The organism is Methanobrevibacter sp. (assembly GCF_045539575.1).
Classification (GTDB): domain Archaea; phylum Methanobacteriota; class Methanobacteria; order Methanobacteriales; family Methanobacteriaceae; genus Methanocatella.
The window spans coordinates 18,286-39,394 of the sequence record NZ_JAZQFM010000062.1 but is presented as its reverse complement, the minus strand read 5'-3'; the positions used below and the strand labels follow the sequence as shown (position 1 = coordinate 39,394).

The window sequence follows — 21,109 nt, the reverse complement described above, 5'->3', positions numbered from 1 at the left end:
TTTTAAATAAAAATTTTACAATTCCACGAAAAATGAATAGATTATGTGATGTCCATTCATAATTAAATTTAATATTCATGAGAAAATTATTATTAAATTGAAAAGATAACTTTTGGAAAATGAAAAATTGATTGGTAAATAAATTTTTAAATTGAAAATAACTTATTTAATTGAAAAAAATAAAAATACTAATGTAAGGCGAAAGCGGATGATTTTATGTTGAGTGAAAAAAACACATTCCAAAAAAACTACAAGCGGGTGGACCTGCGGTTCGGATTATGCTATCCGAACGTTTATAGGACTGCAATGTCTTCATTAGGTTATAATATCCTGTACAACAGCATCAATGAACGTGAAGACACTTGGTGTGAAAGGATAATTTTTCCAGGCATAAAATCATTAGAATCAAATACTCCCAGCAAATATTTTGACATTCTAAGCTTCACGCTTCAGTTTGAAGAAGATTATTTCAATGTTTTGAAAATGTTAAAAGACGCTGAAATACCCTTGAAAAGAAGCGAACGAGGAGCCAATGACCCTTTGATAATTGCTGGCGGACCCTGCGCCACTGCAAATCCCATGCCCCTATCCGATTATATTGATGTTTTCATAATCGGCGAGGGAGAAAATGTCATGAATGATTTTATAGACTCATACCTTGACAATCCCAACAGGAGCCTTCAAAAGTATTTGGATGTCGATGGAGTTTACATTCCCGAGTATGACAATGAAACCAGAATCGCAATCGTCAATGACATGGATGATGCATACCACATCACCAACCCGATAATCAGCCAGGGGGATGATGAAACCCATAGCGTGTTCAACAACACCATAATGCTGAACGTGTCACGGGGCTGCACCAGGGGATGCAGGTTCTGCATGGCAGGGTACCTGTACCGTCCAATGAGGCAAACCAATTATGAGAAGCTCATCGACATTGCAGTTGAAACCAGAAAAAACACCGGATTCAATAAGATAACATTGATCGGTGCGGCGGTTTCAGACTATCATGACTTGGACATGCTAATCGATGGGCTTGAAAAAGAGGGCTTTCAAATTTCAACGCCATCGCTTAGGATCGAATCCATCACACTGGACACCCTGAAAACATTGAAAAAAAGTGGACTTAAAACCATTACTCTTGCTCCGGAAAGCATTGAAAAATTAAGGAAAGTTATGAATAAGGACATACTGGAAATACAAATTTTTACAGTAATAAAAAATGCTGTTGATTTGGATTTCAATATCAAATTATATTTCCTGATAGGGATTCCCGGCGAGACCCATGATGATGTAAAAGAGCTGTGCGAGTATATGAAGAAAATTGCGGATATGCACACAAACATTAAACGGGTGAAATTCAGCATCAATCCAGTAATTCCAAAACCCCATACACCATTACAATGGGAAGGTTATGATTTTAAAGACATTAAAAAGAAAACCCGATTTATACAAAAGGAAATGAAAAATTATAATATAAAGTGCGAAAGTCCTAAAAAAGGACTAGTCCAATATATATTGTCTTGTGCAAATAGGCAAGTTGGTGCGATTATTGAAAAGTCCTTGACAAAAAATATCACAATGAAAGAATGGAGAGAAAACACACCCAAATATGATATAGACGACACTCTACCATGGAACAAAATCAATACTGGTGTAAGCGAAAGATTTCTGAAAATAGAGCATAAACGATTGAGAAACTTAAAACAGACTCCATGGTGCGAAAAATCCCCATGCTACAATTGCGGATCCTGTGAAAAATAATTACTAGAAAAAATTAAATTTACTATAATAATATATAATATATAATATAATACGCGAGGTAAAAAATATGATAAATCCTGCAAGCAGAACAAAACCAATAGAATTGTCACAGATAAGAAAAATGTTTGAAGCAACAAAGCCAGGTGCAATAAACCTTGGAATTGGAGAACCAGATTTCGATGTGCCCCAAAACATCAAGGATGCAATGAAAAAATCCATTGACGACAATGACACACATTACAGTCCAAACCTCGGATACCTTGAACTGAGAGAGGAAATCGTTAAAAAATTCAAAAACGACAATGGAATAGTCACCACTCCTGAAAACGTCATAGTAACTGTTGGAGCAAGCGAAGCATTATATGCAAGTACACAAGCATTCATCGAATCAGGCGATGAAGTGCTCCTGCCAAATCCTAGTTTCCTACTATACGAATCAGTGATTAACCTTGCAGGCGGAAGCATCATCCCAGTTGACTGCAAGATGGAAAACGAATTCAAACTAAAAGCAGAAGATGTGCAAGAAAAAATCACAGATAAAACAAAAGCCATAATACTGAACTCCCCATCCAATCCAACCGGAGCAGTAATGGAAAAAGAAGACATCAAAGCAATAGCAGATTTATCAATGGACCATGACTTCTTAATAATATCAGATGAAATCTATGAAAAAATCATTTACGACAAGAAGCATTACTCCCCTGCAAAATACAGCGACAATGTAATTACAATAAACGGATTTTCAAAAACATACGCAATGACCGGATTAAGAGTGGGGTACTTAACCGCCAATGAAAACTACTCCGAAGAAATATTCAAAATACATCAAAACAGCATTGCATGCGCCAACTCCACTGCCCAAAAAGGAGCAATAGAAGCCCTGGCAGGTCCACAGGATGAAGTGAATAAGATGGTGGATGAATTTAAAAAGAGAAGAAACCTCATCGTTTCAAGGCTGAATGAAATGGGATGTGAAACAGTGAATGCCGAAGGTGCATTTTATGTTTTCCCGAAAATTGAGGATGAAGACTTCGTTAAAAAAGCAGCCGATGCAGGAGTAATCACAGTTAACGGTGCAGCATTCGGATCAAATGGTGAAGGCCATGTTAGAATGTCTTACGCCAACTCATATGAGAATATCGAAAAAGCAATGAATATTTTAGAAGAGCGTGTAGTTAATGGATGAATTCAGAAGTGAAGGCGGGAAAAAAGCTGCAAAAATAGCAATAATCACCAATTGTATCCTGACCATTCTGAATATTGCCGTTGGAATATTCTCAGGCAGTTATGCATTAGTATCCGAGGGAGCACATACCCTTTCAGATGTTGCAACCTCAATCATTGCATATCTAGGATTTGTAGTGGGTCAAAAGCCTGCTGACGAAAACCATCCCATAGGCCATGGGCGCGCAGAAGCAATAAGCGGATTGGTGATTGTAGTATTCTTGGCCCTGATAAGCTATGAAATCATCACCGGAGCAATTGATAAAATACTGCATCCTTCATTAATCACCATTCCAGACACTTACGCAGCAATAATGGCAGTTGTCGGAATCCTTGTTAATTTAAAGATAAGCGATTACATAATATCCATCGGAAAAGAGATAAACAGTCCAGCAATAGTGGCTGATGGCAAACACCAAAAAACAGATATTTTCTCCTCAGTAGCCGTGCTGGTCGGTGTAGTGGTTTCCAATATGGGATACCCGATACTAGACCCGATTATAGGGTTAGTGATAGGATGCCTAATCATCAAAACAGGATATGAGATTGCAAAAGAAAACATTGACAATATCATGGGCAAGCTTCCATCAGAAGAATTGATAACTGAAATCAGGGACATCGCCAATGAAGCTGCAAAAACAAACACTGCACATGACATTAAAATAGATTACCTTGGATCATATGCCATCGTTACATTGCACATTGAACTTGATGGAAACATGAGTTTAAATGAATCGCATAAAATAGCGCATGCTGTTCAAGAAAGCATTGTTGATGAGATACCTATAGTCAAATCGGCAGTTGTGCATACTTGCCCTATAGGATTAAAGTATGATCATAAACAAGAAATAGATAAATAATAATAAAAGCGCCGGGACGGGGATTTGAACCCCGGAGGTCGTGAGACCATCGGATTAGCAGTCCGACGCCGTACCAGGCTGGGCCATCCCGACATATGAAAAACAAGTATAATAAAATATATGTAAAAACTTATTAATAAACTTAATCATTTATTTAAATGGCATGTTCAGAAGTGGACTAATCTCAAAAATATAAGTGATCTAAAAATCCAACTCCACCCCGGGATTCTACAAGCATTGAAATGTTAATAGTAGAGCTGCTCCCTTCCGGGCCTGACCCATTCCCATATCGAAGATGACTAATTTTTACCCTCCAGTAAAAACTTCATCACCACCAATCCTGCAGGACGAGGTTTCTATATTGTTTTTCTAGGCTTATACTCTCTTAAAAAGCCGCCTCCTGAACTTCAACCGCACCAAAGGGGGTGTGTGCTTACAGAGGACCCCTAACCCTCCAGTCTAGCCAATAATAATATATGATGTTACTATTATATAAATGTTATCAAAAATCTAATTACTAGAATAAAAAATAATTACTAGAAATTTAATGAAAACTTATTCCAAGAAAAAAATATTTTTACAGTAACTAATTAAAAATGATTAAAATTAAATAAAATAAAATAAAAGTAAGGAAAATTAAAAAATTTCCTGAATAATATCTCCATCAGAAATAATACCAACTAATTTTCCCTCTTCAACAACCGGAAGTTGATTTAAAATACCTGAAGAAGAAACACCTTCTTTCATAATCTTAATTGCATTTTCAAGAGTATCCTCTGGAGAAACTGTAACCACTGAAGTAATCATAATTTCTTCAACACTAGTGCCCAACTCATACTTATCCAATATGAGATTATGGCCAACATCAGTCGCAGTTATTATGCCAATCAACTTATCGCCCTCAACAACTGGAAGAGAACTGATCTTATATTTCATCAATTTTTCAAATGCATACACCACATCAATGTCGGATGTGGTTGTAATTACATCTTCTGTCATTATGTCTTTAACTTTCTTATTCAACATCATCATCAACACCAAATTTCTCTAGGATATCACCCACCATCGTATCAATGGTTTCATTGATATCCACATTGTTAATTATATGTGTATCATGAATTTTAGCCTGCTGCACTAAAAAGTTTTGTGTCTTACGGATTGTTTCAAAATTATCCATATATCTCTCAAGAGACCTTTTAACCCAAGGTTGCCTGCATCTTGAATAGAATCTTTGCTTATGAGCCTCCTCATCCTCAACAATCAATGTAAATATGATAATATTATTATTTTCAAGCAAATCTTTCCTGATAAATCCAGGAACAACATGAACTCCCTCAATAATGGTACTTATCCCTTCCTTAACTGAACGTTCGATGATTGCCTCAATACCTACATTAACAACATCAACATGACTTACGAACCCTTCAATCACTGAATCTATCCTAATGGAAGGAGTTCTGATAGCCTCATAAGCATCAAAACTTGACTTATGAATTACTGGACTCAACTCCTTGGATACGATTTTCCTCATTACCTCACGAATCATATCAGTACTTATTAAATTCTTTAACCTCAACCTGTTTGCCAGCTCAAAAGCCATTGAAGAGGTTCCAACACCTGAAGCTCCACCAATCAATATAATCAATGGTTTTTTAGATGTTCTGAGAGATCTCCAATGCTTGTATCTGATAGCAATCTTAGGGTCAATTTTTTCCAAATGGTTCAAAACAACATCCGCCAAATCAGGGCTGGAAATTTCAGAAATATCATTTTTTATTAAAAAAGCCTCAATATCACTTGCTATATCATGCGCCCGTTCAATTCCAATATCTGCAACATTGAGAGATCGAGACATTATTCCTTTGGAAAAAGGTTCCTTATACAATTTGCCGTCAACATCTCCAGTAACCCAAATCATCATAATCACTCATAAATTATATGATTTTATATATAAAATTAATGTTAAATAAAATTTTTCATTTGATTTTAATAGAAATTGAACAAAAAAAGAAAAAAAGAAAATAGAGATATTCATTCATCTAATGAAATGATATCTATATCATAATTGGAGCCATCTTTAATGTCAATTAAAACTGCCCCGTTGTCCTTGAGCATACCTGGATTTGCCACGTCTGTAGTATTACCTATTTTACTTAAGGACCTTGCTTCGTGAATATGTCCACAAAGATTTATTTCAGGCTCGAATTCATGAATGGACTTTTGAATTCCAGAACTGCCCACATGTTCCCCATTTTCAACCCTATCAGCTGCAGTATTGAATGGTGGGGCATGAGTAACTAATATTCTTACTTTAGGAACATCTGAATTGTAAACATAATCATAATTAGCCAATAAGTCATAGACTTGCCTGTAGATTTTGTCGTCGTCCATTTCTCCAGGAGTGTCGAATGGAGTTGGATTTGATCCTCCAAATCCGAAAAGTATTGCATCACCATAAGCGATAATGTTGTTATGGAGACAGAAAGAAACTTCATTAATGGCATTGCATATTCCAGTAGGGTCACAATTTCCAGGAATGGCAATGACATCCACGCCACAATCTGCCACTTTATTTATGAATGTTTCAACGAAATCCAAAGGTCCGAAGTCAGTAATATCCCCTAGAATTAAAACTAATTCAATATCCTCATTGTTTTTCAGGTAAGTGTATAGGTTTTCGTTTTCTTCACCATGAACATCACTAACTGCTAAGATTTTAGTCATTTAATCACCTTATTTTATTTTATTGTTCTAAAAAGAATGACCCCATTTCCTGTACGCCTGCTTTGAGGTCTTCCTTATCACCATGTAATTCGACAGTCACATCATCCTCAAATTCTATGATGAGACCATTCCATTCTGCAATTTCTTGAACTCTTTCCTCAGCTAAAGGAACTTTTAAGTTAATTCTGCCTGTTGTCAAACCAGGAGGAGTGTTGGCTAAGAATTTTGACCTTGATTTTGCAAATTGAAATACTTCTTTTCCTTGCATTGCCTGCTTTAACAAGTCAAGCCAATGGTCAACATATTCTTCATCTTCATGTTCTTCAGCCAATGTTATGAGTGTCGCTTGAATATTGTTTAAGGACATTTCAGCCTTAGCTAAACCATTGATCAAATCAGGATGGGTTGGATCTCTTTTATATGAACTGACAGATGATCTTATCAATCCCATCTCAGGGTTAATTCCACTTGGAATTTCATATCCTTTTCGGGTCAGGTCGGATATTAAATGCTGGAGAACTAACCAAGTTTGTTCAGATGGTAAGTTCATAAATGTCCACCTATAATCTTTAAGGTTGTGTGATTGATTTTAGCGTCAGCGTCTTTTAGTTCAGCTTCGATTTCACTGATGCTGCTGTATGAATCTAGGAATAATACGTGATGTGTTGAAGTTCCAGCAATGTTTAGAATTGCTATTTCATCACTATCTTTTATTTCTCTTTTATCTATTGTTGCTTTGAATTGTACGTAAGGTTCGTATTCTTCAGGAAGGTCTGAATATTTGAATATTCCGTCTAATGTTGCTACAAACATAATTACACCTCTTTTTTATATTAGTTTATTTTATTTAACTTCTAGTATATAAACATGATTACGAATTATTCGCAATGATACAAACAAAAAAAATTTTTGATAAAAAAAATAGTTATCAAGAGTAGATAACTATCCAAAATGTGTTTTCAATGCCTAAAAAAATAAAAAAGTAAGGATTGAAAAATCCTTAAATCTATTCACCTAATGCTTTTTTGATAGCAGGAGTTGCATCAATTTTTTGAGCATCGAAGGTTAATTCTTCAGCAGATAATCCCATAGCTAATCCGTATAATTGAGCTAAGTGGAATACTGGTAATGCGAAGTCAGTTCCGTATCTTTCGTTTACTTCAGTTTGACCTTGGTCAAATTGCATGTGACAGAAAGGACATACGTTAACGATAGCGTCAACGCCTGCTTCGGTCATGTGGTCGAGTTTTTCTTTAGTGAAACTGGTAGTTACATCTAAATCTCTTGCTCTTAAACCTCCACCTGCACCACAACACATCATTTTGTCTTTGTAGTCTACAGATTTAGCACCGGTAATTTCTACGAGGTCATCTAAGATAGATGGGTTTTCAGCTTGATCTTCGATACCGATTTCATCGGTAGGTTTTAAGAAGTGGCAACCGTAGTGTACAGCAACATTTAAGTCTAAAGGTTTTTCGATTAATGATGCTAATTTTTCAAAACCAACGTCATCTCTTAAGATTTGAGCAAAGTGTTTTACGTTAGTGGTTCCTTTGAATTCTCTGCCGATTTCAGCTAAGTTAGCGTTGATTTTTTCTCTTTTTTCATCATTTTCTTTTAACATGTGGTTACATTCGAATAATGAACCGAAACATCCATTACATTCGGTCATGATGTCTGCACCCATGTCTTCAGCAATAGTTAAGTTACGAGCTGCGATAGTAGCCCAGGTTTCTTCATCGAAAGAACCGAATACACCAGGAGCAGGACAACAGGATGCTCCTTCCATGTCAGTTAATTTGATATCTAATGCTTCGAATAATTTTCTGGTTGCTTTTTCTACACCAGGATAACGGTTGTTCATGATACAACCTAAGAAATATGCAATTTCCATATTATAACTCTCCTCATAAATCTATTCTTTTAATCCGCCGGTTGCTTCATCGTAACCGATTAATTCATCAAATGCGGTAAGTTTACATAATTTTTGTACTTCTTCTAATGCTTCTGGATAAGCGTGAGTTGTAGGTGGTACTTCAGGAAGACCAATTTTAGTTCTTAAAGCTTTAGCAGCATCGTTAATAGGTACTGCGTGACCGGTGTTGATTACGTATACTCCAGTCATTTTGTGAGGTTTTGCCATGTAACCTGCGTGAGCTGCGATGTTACGTGCTTTTTTGATGATTTCTACAATTTTAACACTTCTGAGACATCTTTCTTGGCAGGTGTAACAGGTAGTACACATCCATAAAGCGTCGTCAGTGATAACTTCTTCTTTTAATCCAAGTAAACATTTTCTGACGATTTGTCTTACTTTGTATGGAGTTCTTCTTCCAGAAGGACAACTTCCACTACAGGTACCACATTGGAAACAGTGTTTTACAGTTTCGATTCCAGCATCAATGAACTCAGCAGTGAAATCTGGATCACGATTACTATCATTTAATAATTCTTTATCAGTCAATAAAGTCATTTTATCTCTCTCTTTATTATTTGTTTTTTCTTCAACTTCCTCGACATCTTCTTCAGGAGCGTCTTCATCTTCTTCAACAGTTTCAGTTTCTTCGATGATTTCTTCAGCTTCAACAGGAGCTTCAGTTTCCTCGACAACTTCAACTTCTTCCACAATTTCTTCGGATGAATCTTCAACTGTTTCTTCAACAGTCTCATCTTCTATAGGTTTGATGTCTTTTTTGAAAGTTAAATCAACATTCCTATCTCCAGATTCGGTTACAGTTTCTTGTTTGGTTATAGAAACTTCTTTTTCCGCATCGGAAATAGTAACTTTTATATTTTTTGAAGATGCAACTTTGACATCATTAGATGTGTTTGATACACCAGCATTGATGTCAGTTACTTCATTGTCTCCTTTAAACAAGGATTTTAGACGATTTATTATAGACATTGAAAACACACCTTGGATCCTCATAGGTTATTCCCTCAAATCCATACTAATACTCTTTAAAATAATATATATAAAGCTTACTAAAATTTTGAGCAGTGTAACCTAAAAGATTACACAAAATGAAAAATTTATTTAAACCTAAAAAATCAAATAATACTATAATACAAAAAAGGAAGAATCAAATGATAAGAAAATTTGAAATAAAATCACATGACGGACCTGGAAGAATCGGCAAAATCGAGGGTGAACTGACACCGAAACTATTCTCAAAAAAAGATTTGAAAATAGCTCCAAACGAAGGTTCAGCATACAACATTGACCGTGAAATTGCCGAGTTTAACGTTAAGGAAACATTGAGACTTGCCAAGGAGAACGTGGACGAATGCGACATTGCAGTAATCCAGGGATCAAAATATTTGGATTTGAGAGTCAAATGCCTAAAAGAACTTGAAGAAATAGGATACAACGGTTTCATCATAGCCAACGCTGACAGCCTGCTCACCAATCCAAGAGACCTTGTCGAGCTAGTCGTCAGCCTTAAAAAGCAAGCCAAAAAAACAAGCTACTTCATATTCCCATTCACTGAAGTTTCATTCATGCCCATACTAACCTACATGGGCATCGACGGGTTCATGGTTGATTCCGCAAACTACTACAGCCACCTGAATGTGCTTCAAACCCCAACCAAGGCCTATGACTTGAACGCATACCCCATTTATGATGAGATAAGTCAGGAAGAATTAGAAAAGAAAAACGTTGAATACATGGAATTCACAATCCGTGAAATCCATGCGCACATGAAAAACAGGTCATTGAGAAATCTTGTGGAGGAACGTTCCGGAACAACACCCCAGAACATCTCAACCCTGAAAATACTTGACCGGACACAAATGGATTACCTTCTGGAATACACCCAATTATTCTAGTATCCTGAATGATTCAATCATGTTTTTGAATTCGCCTTCTGACTCGCCTGAAACGTCAAGGGTCCTCAATTCAAAAATATATATTATCTTATTTTCAATGAACACATAAGTGTGCATGTCAAAGTTTATTTCGGGAGTGTCCATGTTTGCATGAAGCTTGATGGCATCCATGCCTGCAATCTGGACAAAATCACATGCAAAAATTTGCCCACCATCATCTGAAATTGCATTTTCCATGAAAACCTTATAGTCGTCCAGGTTAGTTGCAGTCGGAAACATCACTGCATTGACCAGGTTGCCCTCTCCCTTGGACAGTGTTGCGATGCAATCGGGATTGGAAATGATATCCGCCTTCTCCACTTCCCATATGTCGGGATACTTGAAGCTGACCTTGCCTGTGTTGAATGTCCTCATGGGCTATTCCTCTTTTTTTGATGAAATCTCAATGGTTTCGGGAGCGTCATCATCCTCATCTAGAGTGTCAATATATTTGGAGAATGGTTCTGGAAGTTTAGGCATGACCTCCTTTAATATTTCAGCCGCATCGAGCTCCAATGCCTGGCCTGAAAGGAATTGCTGAACGTCAAAGTCAAAGTCGAATGGCTTGAGCAGATCATCGGTAGGCACCCTTAAATTGATCTTATTCTTATTCAACAACATCTTAATTGTGCTTGTGTTCCTGATTTGATCGTTCATGTCCTCAACAGTGCTTTTTATATCATATGCTATGGCCTTGTTCTTCTCGTTGACCTCATGCTTGGTTTTTTCAATTGACTTTTCCAAATCCTTAACGAGCAATGCGTTTCTCCTGTTGATGTTGTCCCTTGCCTCATCAATAACAACATTAATTGCATTTAAAATGGACTTGTTCAGCTCGACATTATATGCCAGAATCATCTTGTTCTTGTAGTCAAGCTCCTTAAAAATAGCGACCCTTTCATCATTGATTACTTTAATTTCCTTATTCAGCTCATGAATTTCATCCTTGGCCTTGACAAGCTCCTCCTTGTCAGTCAGTTGGTCCTTAAGTGAATCTACATCATCGAAAAATGACCCCTTAAGGGTTTGAATCTGATTTTTAAGCTGCTCTATCTCGGCATCCTTGCCTTCAATGATATGGTAAAACTCGTCAAGCCTTTCATCTGAAAACTGATTGTCCAATAATTTTTCATAATCCTTTTGGGACAATACTTTTACTAAGTCGTCATCTTCAAAAGGATCCTCTTTTTTAAGACTGACCTGTTTCTGTTTTGATTCCTTTTCAACAGTATTGCCATCCTTATCCTTACTAGTATATTTTTTAGTATATACCCGTACAGTTCTAAATTCATCACTTTCCATTATTGACACCACTCTATATTAATAAATTAGATAAGTATTAATTTAAATAGTTAATGCAAAAAAAGAAAAAAAAGAAAAAAAAATTTTTTCACTTATCCTCTTTTTCCATCCATAATAACATCGCTTCCTCGATTGCCTTGGAATACCAACCGGTTTTAAACAGCATCTTGGTGGAAGCCACTCTCCTGAAATTCAAGTCAATGTCATTATTGATGCTGATTGTAACACGTCTGTTTCGAGTCATACAATTAAATTGCATACACTAGTTTATAAATGTAATAGGTTTTTCTCAAAGCATTTTGACACGAAAAAGTTAATATTGTTCTTTTACAGTAAATTTAATAATTACATGGGATTGTTATGAAAACAGCCACCACCCCAATTTCACAAACAGGTAGCGTTAAAAAAAGTTTGTCTTGATAAAAGATGTTGACTGTTTAAATCCCAATTTCAAGCCTCATATAGGAATTCATAGTGTTTTATGCCATCTTCCAAATATTCCTCAGAAACTTTTTTAAACCCCAAGCCAATGTAGAAATCTGTCAAATATGCCTGGCCGGACAACCTGATTTTATCCTTGCCCAAATCATCAGTTATGAATTCAATTGCCTTTTCCATCATTGCTTTTGCTATTTTTTGTCCACGATATGCTTCTTTAACGATGAGCCGTCCGATAGCCGTTTCATCATATGCCACGTTTTCGGGAAGAACTCTTAAAGCGGCCACGATTACATCATTGTCTTTTAAAAACAAATGATATGCGCTCTGGTCTTTACCGTCCAGGTCCTGGTAAGGGCAATTCTGTTCAACTACAAAGACTTCCAATCTCAATTGCACAATCCCATAAAGCTCATCCAATGACAGTTGATTGAACTGCTTTAAAACCCATTCCATTCCATCACCCATTTAATCCAAAGGCAAATGTTTATTCCTTACCTTGTCTTTTAGAGTTTCCAAATCATTTGAAATGATGAATATTTTCTCACCGTCAACGAATGTCTTATAGCTCCAGCCGTCGCCGTATTGGAATATCATATAGTCGCCGTCGATATGATTATCGCCTGAGTCCTCCTGAGTTTCCACATTGGAATCATTGGAGCTGTCCTGTTCAATCAATACTCCATTGAGATTGTCGATGGATTTGGAAAATTCATTAAATACTGGATTATCCATCTTTCCTTGAACATACCAGTTTATGACCACACCGTAATCAATGCCTACATTTAGAGATGCCTTATAGAATGATCCGTGTTTGCGATATTCCTCCAGTATCATTGAGGAGTACTTTTGAAAATATTCAAATGGATAGTTGTCATATCTAATCTGTTCGTGCAGTAATATTGATTTCAAGGAATTATTCCTTTGCTGTAAATTATTTAATACATCTATTCGGTTCATTAAGATTATTTTGGATTTTGAAGCATATAAATCTAGTAAGTTATTTAAGGATTGAAATGCAAATATAAGTATACAAGTAAACTAATTTGTTTATTTTGAGGTGTATAAAAATGAGCATAAAAAAAGTAGTTGTCGCCGGTGGAGGCGTACTTGGAAGCCAAATCGCTCTTCAAACCGCTTACTGTGGATTTGATGTAACAATCTGGCTTAGAAGTGAAGGATCAATTGAAAGAGCCAAACCTAAGCTTGAAAGATTCAAGAACATATATGTTGAAACCCTAGAAGCAATGAAAACCGACCCAAGCGAGTATTGCAGAGGATTGGCAGCAAAAACCGACTTGAGCGAAGGCGAACTTGACGAGTTAAAGCAAAAGGCACAGGATGCATACGACAGCCTGACATTGACAACCAGCTATGAGGAAGCCGCCAAGGATGCTGATTTGATCATCGAGGCCATTGCTGAAAATCCAGAACAGAAAATTGCCTTCTACACAGAGCTTGCAAAATACATGGAAGAGAAAACAATTCTGGTGACAAATTCCTCAACATTGCTGCCGTCAATGTTTGCCGAACACACCGGAAGACCTGAAAAGTACCTTTCACTGCATTTTGCAAATACAATCTGGAAAAACAATACCGCAGAAGTGATGGGCCATCCTGGAACCGAACAGGAATACTATGATGAAGTGGTCAAGTTTGCCGAAGACATCAACATGATCCCGTTGCAGCTTAAAAAAGAGCAACCGGGCTACATCCTGAACTCCCTCTTGGTTCCGTTCCTAAGTGCCGCAGAAGCATTGCTTGCAAATGATGTTGCGGACCATGAAACCATCGATAAAACATGGATTTTAGCCACAGGCGCTCCTGCAGGACCATTCCATATCCTGGACATTGTGGGCCTAACCACAGCATACAATATTGTCATAATGAACCCTGAGGCACAGGACCCTGAAACCACTCCTGGAAAAATTGCTAAAATGCTTAAGGAAAAAATAGATGCCGGTGAAACAGGCATTAATGCTGGAAAAGGATTTTACGAATACTAAAATCCTTTTTTATTCTTTTTTTAAATTCAATTCGATTGATTTTAAGGTCAATTCATTGAATGTCTTCATGAAGTTCGCATCCAACTCATGCAAGCCCATTTTACTTTCCCATCCCTCATTGATTTCATAAAAGGTTGGAATGAATTTTTCCGCCTTCGGAGTTAACCTTAAAACATAGTGGCGCTTGTCCCTATCCGATTTCTCGCGGGAAACCCATCCATCGTTTTCAAGTTTTTTAATTGCCTTTGTGATCGCTCCCTTTGTCAAGTACAATCCATCAGACAAGTCCTTTTGGTTTAGATTGCCGCTTTCATGTATCATTAAAATACATAATGCCTGGATTAGGCTTAAATCATATTTTGCAAGCTCATCGTTTAAGTATTTCTTATGATTCTTGTGAAAAATGAATAATATGTCCCCTAAACGGTTGGAATCATAGAAACCCATTGTCTTTTCAAATTTCATTATTCATATTTTTGTTTTACAGATATTTAATGGTTTTTTAGAAAAAATCAAATGAAAATATTTATATACCAAATATTACATATATAAAAAACGATATGAAATAAATTTCATTTCTTTCATTCATAATTTCAAGCATTTTATAATCTCCAAAATGTTTAAAAACATGTTAAACTGGAAGTAAAAATACCATTACTTCCACAACCGTCATTTTTTAAAGATATTCCCCCAAACCTCAGGGTTTTTAACAGAATTTGTTTACTAATTTTTACTTTTTTTATGCGACTATAATCTAAAAAGTTATTTTCAATAATTAATTTCAAGCATTATGCAAACAAAGAATGAACATTATAATAAGAAATGCCCGAAAATAATAAAAATGAAAATAAAAAGATTTATATAACATTAAAATATAACTAATAAACGATATGAAGTAATTTTCATATCTTACGATGAACATCAGTCAACCATTTAAAATCTCCAAAATGATTAATACATGTTCAAAAGGAAGTAGTAATGACAACTACTTCCAAACTCCCCCTATTTTTAAAATCAGACATCATCAAGAATGCTGGAATCTGCACCCGCAATCTCAACAAGATACTCCGCCTCGACAATATGCAACTTAGATGGAATCACAATGCAATGGAGAGGACCTCCAAAATCAAAATCAATCAGCTCGGAAATCTTGCCCGCCCGAACGACAACATCCTTTGAACCCACACGAGCAATACCCATAGCCAAGGTATCCTCACAAATCAATCCATCACGATCCAGGTCATTCTTAATATTCATAAGGTATTCCAAGCCCTGATTGACGGTCATGTAACGGTCCTTGTGAGCCTGAATGTCAAGCAACACCAAGGTATGCAAATCCATCCTAAGATTCTCCTCAATGGCCTCATAAGGAGATTTCGGATAGAAATTATAATCAGGAAACGGGATGGTAGTCACCTTACCGAACTTATACCCCTGAAGCCCTGAAATGGCCGGAGCCGATGACAAAATGGAAGACCCGTGAATGACCTCGAAATCAATCCCCTTTTTAGAGCACTGAACCAGAAAATCACTGTGAGTGGTTGCAATCAAAGGATCGCCTCCAGTAATCAATGCAACATCGCCATCTCGAGCCTCATCAATGAACTTATGTTCCTCCTCCACTTCACCTCGCACCAGAACTTCAATTTCCTGGCCAATCAATTCCTCAATGGCCTCAAAACTTGAACCAAATAATCTTGATGTGAAAAATTCGGCATAAATCTTATCCGCATTTCTTAAACATTCCAATCCCTTAAGAGAAATATCCTTCTCGTCAAATAATCCTAAGCCAACTAAATAAAACATAATACTATTTATAATAATTTAAACATAAAAAACTTTATGAAATGTGTAAAAGTTCCATTAAAAGAATTGAATGACACACGCATCAAGTTAATGGAAAAAGGATTAATGAATATGGAATATAGGATAAAGGCCAGTGACGATTACGGTTATATTCCAATCAATGATGACATTGACGATTATGAAATTGCAGACATTGACCTGGAGCCGATGAAGAAGGTTCCACACAATTTTTCAGAACTGCTCGAGGATGAACTGACAAGTGAGGAGATTGAAAACCTCAGAACATCATTCGACACCATAGGAGACATTGTCATACTGGAAATCCCCGATGACCTGCAGGATAAAAAATTGCTGATAGGCGATGCTGCCCTCAAGTTCACAAAGAGAAAATCAATATACATGAAAAAAAGCGCAATCAAGGGAACAACCAGAGTCCGTGACCTGGAATTTTTAGCCGGAGAGGACGATTCGGTGACAATCCATAAGGAGCATGGCGCCAGATTGAAGCTGGATGTTCGTGAAGTCTACTTTTCCCCAAGACTTGCAACCGAACGCAAACGCGTGATGGAAAGCGTTAAAGAGGGTGAAAAAATCCTTGACATGTTTTGCGGCATTGGACCGTTCCCAATCGTCATTGCAAGAAACAAAAATGTGGAGATTGCCGCTGTGGACATTAACGAGTCCGCCATCAGGTACCTGGATGAGAACATTCGGATGAACAAGTTGAAAGGTTCCATCAAAACCTACTGCGGAGATGTTCGTGAAGTCAGCAAATCATTTAACTTAAAATTCGACCGCATAATAATGAATCTTCCAGGACTTGCATACACTTTCCTTGATGTTGCTGTTGATTTAATTGAAGACGGCGGAACAATCAATTATTATGAGTTTTCCGATTCATATGAACAGGGAATAAAACGATTGGAAAATGCATGCCATGAAGCCGGAAAGGAAGTTGAGATAATCAACACCCGCAAGGTGAAATCAACCAGCCCGGGAGAATGGCACGTGGCCATTGACGGAAAAATCAATATCCCCTAAGGCTTGTTCATATCCATCCTTAAATCAAACTTAGGAAAACAGGTTTGGTTCAAGAACTTATTCATGTCCTTATCCAATTTCTTGGCCAAATCAATAACCAATTCCAGGAATTTCTCAAAATCCTCACTGGATTGGCTTTCAAGACCATGAGCCAAAATGGAATTGTTCCGTTTAGAAGTCAAATTATTGATTTTGCTGCGATTCTCAACGAAAAACTTACCCAAATCATCATCCAACTCATTTAAAAGCAGATAATCCAATGCCAATCCAATCCGTATCTTGCCATCATCACGAGTTCGCTCCAAAAAGTCAATGAACCTTTCATCGACACCATGCTCGATTAGAATATTCAAATCAACATCGGATGACTTGATGTTATAATTGTACAATCTGATTTGTGCAATCAACTCGAATGCACGATACAAACGGGCTATGGCATCATCATACTTGTATTCCTCAGACCTTCTGATTGAATTGTTGATCAGGCTTGCAAGAATATAGCAGTTTTTCAGATTCTCAGATCTTGAATTGCAGATGTTGCCTAATGCCTTCAGGTTGAATTTAACATCCCTTTTTATTTCAGAAAGCTCAAAATGATTAAGGTCAACATTTCTCAAATAATCATAGGCCTTTTCAAATTCCATATTGTCCCATGAGGAATAAGCCTTGCACAGGTTTAACAAGGAATCCTTATGGATATTCAAATCAACAATATAATTCAGGATATCAATGCAGGGCATGAAACGGTTGGCATTGAAACTATTCCTAATCCTCAGCAAGGCAAACTTATCATATATCTTATAGAGATTCTGATAATTTATCAGTTCTGTGCCTGCAGACACTTCACCCTTGCTCCTGTCACCACCAACGGAGATTAAAACCTTATTGTAGAACATTCCGCAACAGGCCATTGCAGCGGACATTGTCTTGGTTCCTGAAGTGTAATCCATAATGATTTTATTATTGCACTTTTTATCAAAATAGCCATATTCCCAAATTTTGGACTCAAATACTTCAAAACATGCATTGAAGTTATCAATGGATTCGATCGGAACAATTTCATAATCCTCACCTTCAATGAACTCATCATTATCCATTTTAAAGAACTCTTCGACGAAAGGTATGGTGCGTCTTGATATTTCCGATGCAAAAAACACCACCTTATTCGGAAATATCTTATTGATGGTGGAATACAATTTTTGAGCGGAAATCCTTGACCCCCCATCCGGAGTGCCTGAGCTAACTCCAGTCCCAACTGTCATGAACAAAATTATCTCTTTTCTTTTCACAAAAATCACTTAATTAATGATTTGATTGAAATTCATTAAATAATTTTTGATTATGAATGAAAAAAAGCACTGAAAAAAACTTTAAAATAAAAAAAATAGTAATAAGAAACAGTATATGTTTCTTAACTAGAATTGGATTCTGTTTCCAGTCCAATCGTCATCATCATTGAATGCATTGAATTTCTTTTCGTCTTCAAGATACTGTTCCATGTCCCTATACAATTTAACCCTGAAGATATCCGGATAAGCAATGTACAGCATGTCTCCGTTAGCGCTGGTTTCCTTCATATAGGTTTCCTGGAAGTCAATGATGGAATCATCTTCCTTGTTGAAGTGATGAATCTCATTGGCACATAATATTTTGAAGTGTACGAAATCATCCTTTAATAACTCTTTAACCAAATCATCTATTAAAGGAGGAAAGTTTAATCCTTTATTTTCTTTAATCTCCATATATATCCACTCACATTATTATATTAACAATTTTCAAATCCCTAAGTATTACAAGACTGTAACTTTTAATCAAAAATAGACTTTTGATTGAACTATATAGAAATTCTATTAAATGTTATATATTTATTTAAATTTTATTGCATAAATAGTTTTTACCACTAATCATCATTGCCTAAATCGGGTCAATTATGCCTTTTTCCGTAATGATTCCGGTGATCAAATCCTTTGGAGTTATGTCAAATGCAGGGTTTATTACTTCAGTTCCTTCAGGACAGATTCTGGCCCCTCCATAGTATCTCACTTCATCACCGTCTCTTTCTTCAATAACAGTGTCAAATATTGATATTTCATTGTCAAATGTGGAGTATGGTGCCGCCACGTAAAACGGTATGTCATGGCGTTTGGCCGCAAGAGCCACCATGAAAGATCCGACCTTGTTTACAACACCTCCACGGGCAATCCTGTCTGCCCCAATAACCACCTTGTCGATTTTGCCCTGTGACATTAAAAATCCTGATGCGACATCGGGAATCAGCTTGACAGGAATGTTTTCCTGCTGCATTTCCCATACGCTCAAGCTTGCGCCCTGACCTCTTGGACGGGTTTCATCACATATGACATTGATGTTCTTGCCCGCATCCCTTGCGGCCCTGATCACTCCCAGTGCAGTTCCATAATCGACACATGCAAGAGCGCCGGCGTTACAATGGGTGAGTATTGTATCCCCGTCATCTATGACTTCCGCACCATATTTTCCAATGGCACGGTTTGTAGCCATGTCCTCTTCATACATCTTAAGAGCCTCTTTAAGTGCATCTTCACTGCCCAGTACCCTGTCAACTGCCCAGAACAAGTTGACTGCTGTTGGCCTTGCCGCTTTTATTTCCTCTGCAGCCAGGTTTAAGTCAACACCTTCAATATCCGCCAATGCCATTCCAAAAGCGGCAGACACACCAATTGCCGGAGCGCCCCGTACGGTCATGTTCTTGATTGCTACGATAACATCCTGATAATTATCACAGTAAACGTAAGTCAATTCATCAGGAAGCTTTCTTTGATCAATGAGTTTTAATTTGTTGTCTTCCCATTCAAGTGTTTTCATCATGACACCTTGTTAAAAAAAAGTATAAAAAAATTGAAAGCATAATTAAGCGTTAGTTTCTAATTTTTTTAATGTATAACAATACAATTAAAGGTTTAATAATTATGCTTCCCGTCTAATTTAATATCCAAAATTGGATTGATTAGAGATGTATCTTAAATACATCTAATTATTATTTTTTCAATTATCATTTATAAAGATTTATAAAAATATGAAAAATAAAGGTTTTTTTAGGCATGCCTAAAAATAATTATGCATTTTCAGTCATGATTGGCACAACCTGTTTTTTACGTGAAACCACACCTTCAAGCAAAACAGTGTTGTCAACCAATTCGACGCCGTAAGCCTTCTCAACAAGTCCTGCATCCTTACCGAGAGCAATGACCTGTGAATTGCTGTTTACGATGTCAGTGATTAAAAGCATGAAGAGATCCAATTCTTCATCTTCGATGATTTTGTTGATTCCAGCTTCCAAATCATCCTTCATGGCCATTACATCACTGATGTCTGCAGTGTTGACCTGATTCACAATGGATTTGACATCCTTGAAGTCAATCTGCTTTGCATCCAATGCCAAGATTTCATCGATAGTGAAACTGCTTAAATCAGTACCTGCCTTAAGCATTTCCAAACCATATTCTTCTGCATCAACCTCAGCGATTTTAGCGAGTTTTTCAACAGCCGCCTTATCGTCTTCAGTGGTGGTAGGGGATTTTAAAAGCAATGTATCTGATATAATTGCAGACAACATTAATGTAGCGATTTCTTTTGTGATTTCAACACCATTCTCCTCATACAATTTGCATAAAATGGTTTCAGTACATCCGACAGGTTCAAATCTTAAGAATAACGGATAGGAAGTCTCCAATGCTAGCTTATGATGGTCAACAACTTTTAGAATATTGGCATTTTCCAAATTATCAACTGATTCCGCTGGAGAGTTGTGGTCAACTAGAATAACATTTGCACCGTCTTCAACATCATCCAAAAGTTCCGGCGCATCGATGCCCAAATAATTTAAAATGAATTCAGTTTCCTTGTTGATGTTTCCTAATCTGTAAGCTTTTGCATCAGCATTGCCCAATTCGTTTTCCAAGTTTGCCATTACAATACTTGATGTTATTGTGTCACTATCAGGACTTTTATGTCCAAAAACATAAGTTTCTACCATATTATCTTTTTCCAAAAAATTTTTATAAAAATAACGATATTAAATATATTCTTTAT

General features: G+C 36.7%; 24 protein-coding genes, 1 tRNA gene and 1 other RNA gene. 6 read left to right on the top strand and 20 right to left on the bottom strand.

Features of this window, described 5'->3' with window-relative positions:
* The first annotated feature begins 216 nt into the window (after window positions 1-216).
* The 3 genes from ACKI30_RS08400 (at window position 217) to ACKI30_RS08390 (ending at window position 3,851) form a co-directional block, all read left to right on the top strand.
* Entirely contained in the window at window positions 217-1,767 is a 1,551-nt protein-coding gene (locus ACKI30_RS08400) for a radical SAM protein (RefSeq protein ID WP_407411555.1), read from the top strand.
* A gap of 67 nt (window positions 1,768-1,834) precedes the next feature.
* Window positions 1,835-2,953 (top strand): pyridoxal phosphate-dependent aminotransferase, encoded by a 1,119-nt coding sequence (locus tag ACKI30_RS08395; RefSeq protein WP_407411553.1) that lies wholly within the window; start codon window positions 1,835-1,837, stop codon window positions 2,951-2,953.
* Complete coding sequence (locus tag ACKI30_RS08390; RefSeq protein ID WP_407411551.1) at window positions 2,946-3,851, top strand: cation diffusion facilitator family transporter; 906 nt, start codon at window positions 2,946-2,948, stop codon at window positions 3,849-3,851. The genes ACKI30_RS08395 and ACKI30_RS08390 overlap by 8 nt, the downstream gene beginning before the upstream one ends.
* A 9-nt stretch (window positions 3,852-3,860) precedes the next feature.
* On the opposite strand, the gene ACKI30_RS08385 is transcribed toward ACKI30_RS08390, so the two are convergent.
* From ACKI30_RS08385 to hdrC, 9 genes are all read right to left on the bottom strand, one after another.
* Window positions 3,861-3,944 (bottom strand) — tRNA-Ser (locus ACKI30_RS08385).
* Between the two features lie 62 nt (window positions 3,945-4,006).
* An RNA gene (gene ffs / locus ACKI30_RS08380) (signal recognition particle sRNA) lies at window positions 4,007-4,321 on the bottom strand.
* A 166-nt stretch (window positions 4,322-4,487) separates the two neighbouring features.
* On the bottom strand, window positions 4,488-4,880 hold the full coding sequence (locus ACKI30_RS08375) for a CBS domain-containing protein (protein WP_407411549.1): 393 nt from the start codon (window positions 4,878-4,880) through the stop codon (window positions 4,488-4,490).
* Window positions 4,867-5,769: a 2-phosphoglycerate kinase gene (locus ACKI30_RS08370; RefSeq protein WP_407411547.1), complete on the bottom strand. Its 903-nt coding sequence runs from the start codon at window positions 5,767-5,769 to the stop codon at window positions 4,867-4,869. The genes ACKI30_RS08375 and ACKI30_RS08370 overlap by 14 nt, the downstream gene beginning before the upstream one ends.
* A 113-nt stretch (window positions 5,770-5,882) precedes the next feature.
* Window positions 5,883-6,575, bottom strand: a complete 693-nt coding sequence (locus tag ACKI30_RS08365) for a metallophosphoesterase (RefSeq protein ID WP_407411545.1) — start codon at window positions 6,573-6,575, stop codon at window positions 5,883-5,885.
* Between the two features lie 19 nt (window positions 6,576-6,594).
* Window positions 6,595-7,125 carry a DUF2096 domain-containing protein gene (locus tag ACKI30_RS08360; protein ID WP_295599069.1) on the bottom strand — a complete coding sequence of 177 codons (531 nt, stop codon included), beginning with the start codon at window positions 7,123-7,125 and terminating at the stop codon, window positions 6,595-6,597.
* Entirely contained in the window at window positions 7,122-7,388 is a 267-nt protein-coding gene (locus ACKI30_RS08355; protein WP_295599072.1) for a DUF749 domain-containing protein, read from the bottom strand. The genes ACKI30_RS08360 and ACKI30_RS08355 overlap by 4 nt, the downstream gene beginning before the upstream one ends.
* 193 nt (window positions 7,389-7,581) lie before the next feature.
* The gene (gene hdrB, locus ACKI30_RS08350; protein ID WP_407411542.1) at window positions 7,582-8,469 is read right to left on the bottom strand and encodes a CoB--CoM heterodisulfide reductase subunit B; all 888 of its coding nucleotides are present in this window, start codon (window positions 8,467-8,469) and stop codon (window positions 7,582-7,584) included.
* 21 nt (window positions 8,470-8,490) lie between these two features.
* Complete coding sequence (gene hdrC, locus ACKI30_RS08345) at window positions 8,491-9,480, bottom strand: CoB--CoM heterodisulfide reductase subunit C (protein ID WP_407411540.1); 990 nt, start codon at window positions 9,478-9,480, stop codon at window positions 8,491-8,493.
* 182 nt (window positions 9,481-9,662) lie between these two features.
* On the opposite strand from hdrC, the gene ACKI30_RS08340 reads away from it, so the two are divergent.
* A complete protein-coding gene (locus ACKI30_RS08340) occupies window positions 9,663-10,406 on the top strand; it encodes an archaeosine tRNA-ribosyltransferase (protein ID WP_407411538.1) in 744 nt (247 codons plus the stop codon).
* On the opposite strand, the gene ACKI30_RS08335 is transcribed toward ACKI30_RS08340, so the two are convergent.
* The 5 genes from ACKI30_RS08335 to ACKI30_RS08315 all read right to left on the bottom strand — a co-directional run bounded on the left by ACKI30_RS08335 (window position 10,398) and on the right by ACKI30_RS08315 (window position 13,145).
* Window positions 10,398-10,820 carry a hypothetical protein gene (locus ACKI30_RS08335; RefSeq protein ID WP_407411536.1) on the bottom strand — a complete coding sequence of 141 codons (423 nt, stop codon included), beginning with the start codon at window positions 10,818-10,820 and terminating at the stop codon, window positions 10,398-10,400. The genes ACKI30_RS08340 and ACKI30_RS08335 overlap by 9 nt on opposite strands.
* 3 nt (window positions 10,821-10,823) lie before the next feature.
* Complete coding sequence (locus tag ACKI30_RS08330; protein WP_295599085.1) at window positions 10,824-11,747, bottom strand: hypothetical protein; 924 nt, start codon at window positions 11,745-11,747, stop codon at window positions 10,824-10,826.
* A gap of 88 nt (window positions 11,748-11,835) precedes the next feature.
* Window positions 11,836-11,991: a hypothetical protein gene (locus ACKI30_RS08325; protein ID WP_295599088.1), complete on the bottom strand. Its 156-nt coding sequence runs from the start codon at window positions 11,989-11,991 to the stop codon at window positions 11,836-11,838.
* A 206-nt stretch (window positions 11,992-12,197) separates the two neighbouring features.
* A complete protein-coding gene (locus tag ACKI30_RS08320; protein WP_407411534.1) occupies window positions 12,198-12,641 on the bottom strand; it encodes a GNAT family N-acetyltransferase in 444 nt (147 codons plus the stop codon).
* 12 nt (window positions 12,642-12,653) lie between these two features.
* On the bottom strand, window positions 12,654-13,145 hold the full coding sequence (locus ACKI30_RS08315; RefSeq protein WP_407411532.1) for a hypothetical protein: 492 nt from the start codon (window positions 13,143-13,145) through the stop codon (window positions 12,654-12,656).
* A 110-nt stretch (window positions 13,146-13,255) separates the two neighbouring features.
* On the opposite strand from ACKI30_RS08315, the gene ACKI30_RS08310 reads away from it, so the two are divergent.
* Window positions 13,256-14,191 carry a 3-hydroxyacyl-CoA dehydrogenase gene (locus ACKI30_RS08310; protein ID WP_407411530.1) on the top strand — a complete coding sequence of 312 codons (936 nt, stop codon included), beginning with the start codon at window positions 13,256-13,258 and terminating at the stop codon, window positions 14,189-14,191.
* 9 nt (window positions 14,192-14,200) lie between these two features.
* Here the strand turns inward: ACKI30_RS08310 and ACKI30_RS08305 are convergent, their stop codons facing one another.
* Both ACKI30_RS08305 and dph5 read right to left on the bottom strand, forming a co-directional pair.
* On the bottom strand, window positions 14,201-14,656 hold the full coding sequence (locus tag ACKI30_RS08305) for a MarR family winged helix-turn-helix transcriptional regulator (protein WP_407411528.1): 456 nt from the start codon (window positions 14,654-14,656) through the stop codon (window positions 14,201-14,203).
* 549 nt (window positions 14,657-15,205) lie between these two features.
* Window positions 15,206-15,997 carry a diphthine synthase gene (gene dph5, locus ACKI30_RS08300; protein ID WP_407411526.1) on the bottom strand — a complete coding sequence of 264 codons (792 nt, stop codon included), beginning with the start codon at window positions 15,995-15,997 and terminating at the stop codon, window positions 15,206-15,208.
* 36 nt (window positions 15,998-16,033) lie between these two features.
* Here dph5 and ACKI30_RS08295 point away from each other — a divergent pair, with 36 nt between their 5' ends.
* Window positions 16,034-17,038 carry a class I SAM-dependent methyltransferase gene (locus ACKI30_RS08295; protein ID WP_407411524.1) on the top strand — a complete coding sequence of 335 codons (1,005 nt, stop codon included), beginning with the start codon at window positions 16,034-16,036 and terminating at the stop codon, window positions 17,036-17,038.
* Here ACKI30_RS08295 and ACKI30_RS08290 read toward each other — a convergent pair.
* From ACKI30_RS08290 to ACKI30_RS08275, 4 genes are all read right to left on the bottom strand, one after another.
* Entirely contained in the window at window positions 17,035-18,300 is a 1,266-nt protein-coding gene (locus tag ACKI30_RS08290) for a TIGR02710 family CRISPR-associated CARF protein (protein ID WP_407411522.1), read from the bottom strand. The genes ACKI30_RS08295 and ACKI30_RS08290 overlap by 4 nt on opposite strands.
* A 153-nt stretch (window positions 18,301-18,453) precedes the next feature.
* A complete protein-coding gene (locus ACKI30_RS08285) occupies window positions 18,454-18,780 on the bottom strand; it encodes a hypothetical protein (protein WP_295599113.1) in 327 nt (108 codons plus the stop codon).
* 172 nt (window positions 18,781-18,952) lie between these two features.
* Window positions 18,953-19,882, bottom strand: a complete 930-nt coding sequence (mtnA, locus tag ACKI30_RS08280) for an S-methyl-5-thioribose-1-phosphate isomerase (protein WP_295599115.1) — start codon at window positions 19,880-19,882, stop codon at window positions 18,953-18,955.
* A 250-nt stretch (window positions 19,883-20,132) separates the two neighbouring features.
* Window positions 20,133-21,053: a manganese-dependent inorganic pyrophosphatase gene (locus tag ACKI30_RS08275; protein WP_295599118.1), complete on the bottom strand. Its 921-nt coding sequence runs from the start codon at window positions 21,051-21,053 to the stop codon at window positions 20,133-20,135.
* Between the last annotated feature and the right edge of the window lie 56 nt (window positions 21,054-21,109).

Coding starts and splice junctions, on each gene's coding strand:
- ACKI30_RS08370 (WP_407411547.1), bottom strand. CDS start 5,769: ATGATTTGGGTTACTGGAGATGTTGACGGCAAATTGTATAAGGAACCT.
- ACKI30_RS08285 (WP_295599113.1), bottom strand. CDS start 18,780: ATGGAGATTAAAGAAAATAAAGGATTAAACTTTCCTCCTTTAATAGAT.
- ACKI30_RS08305 (WP_407411528.1), bottom strand. CDS start 14,656: ATGAAATTTGAAAAGACAATGGGTTTCTATGATTCCAACCGTTTAGGG.
- ACKI30_RS08330 (WP_295599085.1), bottom strand. CDS start 11,747: ATGGAAAGTGATGAATTTAGAACTGTACGGGTATATACTAAAAAATAT.
- ACKI30_RS08365 (WP_407411545.1), bottom strand. CDS start 6,575: ATGACTAAAATCTTAGCAGTTAGTGATGTTCATGGTGAAGAAAACGAA.
- ACKI30_RS08360 (WP_295599069.1), bottom strand. CDS start 7,125: ATGAACTTACCATCTGAACAAACTTGGTTAGTTCTCCAGCATTTAATA.
- ACKI30_RS08400 (WP_407411555.1), top strand. CDS start 217: ATGTTGAGTGAAAAAAACACATTCCAAAAAAACTACAAGCGGGTGGAC.
- ACKI30_RS08310 (WP_407411530.1), top strand. CDS start 13,256: ATGAGCATAAAAAAAGTAGTTGTCGCCGGTGGAGGCGTACTTGGAAGC.
- ACKI30_RS08325 (WP_295599088.1), bottom strand. CDS start 11,991: ATGACTCGAAACAGACGTGTTACAATCAGCATCAATAATGACATTGAC.
- ACKI30_RS08340 (WP_407411538.1), top strand. CDS start 9,663: ATGATAAGAAAATTTGAAATAAAATCACATGACGGACCTGGAAGAATC.
- ACKI30_RS08315 (WP_407411532.1), bottom strand. CDS start 13,145: ATGAACCGAATAGATGTATTAAATAATTTACAGCAAAGGAATAATTCC.
- ACKI30_RS08295 (WP_407411524.1), top strand. CDS start 16,034: ATGAAATGTGTAAAAGTTCCATTAAAAGAATTGAATGACACACGCATC.
- ACKI30_RS08290 (WP_407411522.1), bottom strand. CDS start 18,300: ATGACAGTTGGGACTGGAGTTAGCTCAGGCACTCCGGATGGGGGGTCA.
- hdrC (WP_407411540.1), bottom strand. CDS start 9,480: ATGTCTATAATAAATCGTCTAAAATCCTTGTTTAAAGGAGACAATGAA.
- ACKI30_RS08395 (WP_407411553.1), top strand. CDS start 1,835: ATGATAAATCCTGCAAGCAGAACAAAACCAATAGAATTGTCACAGATA.
- ACKI30_RS08335 (WP_407411536.1), bottom strand. CDS start 10,820: ATGAGGACATTCAACACAGGCAAGGTCAGCTTCAAGTATCCCGACATA.
- ACKI30_RS08375 (WP_407411549.1), bottom strand. CDS start 4,880: ATGATGTTGAATAAGAAAGTTAAAGACATAATGACAGAAGATGTAATT.
- dph5 (WP_407411526.1), bottom strand. CDS start 15,997: ATGTTTTATTTAGTTGGCTTAGGATTATTTGACGAGAAGGATATTTCT.
- ACKI30_RS08355 (WP_295599072.1), bottom strand. CDS start 7,388: ATGTTTGTAGCAACATTAGACGGAATATTCAAATATTCAGACCTTCCT.
- mtnA (WP_295599115.1), bottom strand. CDS start 19,882: ATGAAAACACTTGAATGGGAAGACAACAAATTAAAACTCATTGATCAA.
- ACKI30_RS08320 (WP_407411534.1), bottom strand. CDS start 12,641: ATGGAATGGGTTTTAAAGCAGTTCAATCAACTGTCATTGGATGAGCTT.
- ACKI30_RS08275 (WP_295599118.1), bottom strand. CDS start 21,053: ATGGTAGAAACTTATGTTTTTGGACATAAAAGTCCTGATAGTGACACA.
- hdrB (WP_407411542.1), bottom strand. CDS start 8,469: ATGGAAATTGCATATTTCTTAGGTTGTATCATGAACAACCGTTATCCT.
- ACKI30_RS08390 (WP_407411551.1), top strand. CDS start 2,946: ATGGATGAATTCAGAAGTGAAGGCGGGAAAAAAGCTGCAAAAATAGCA.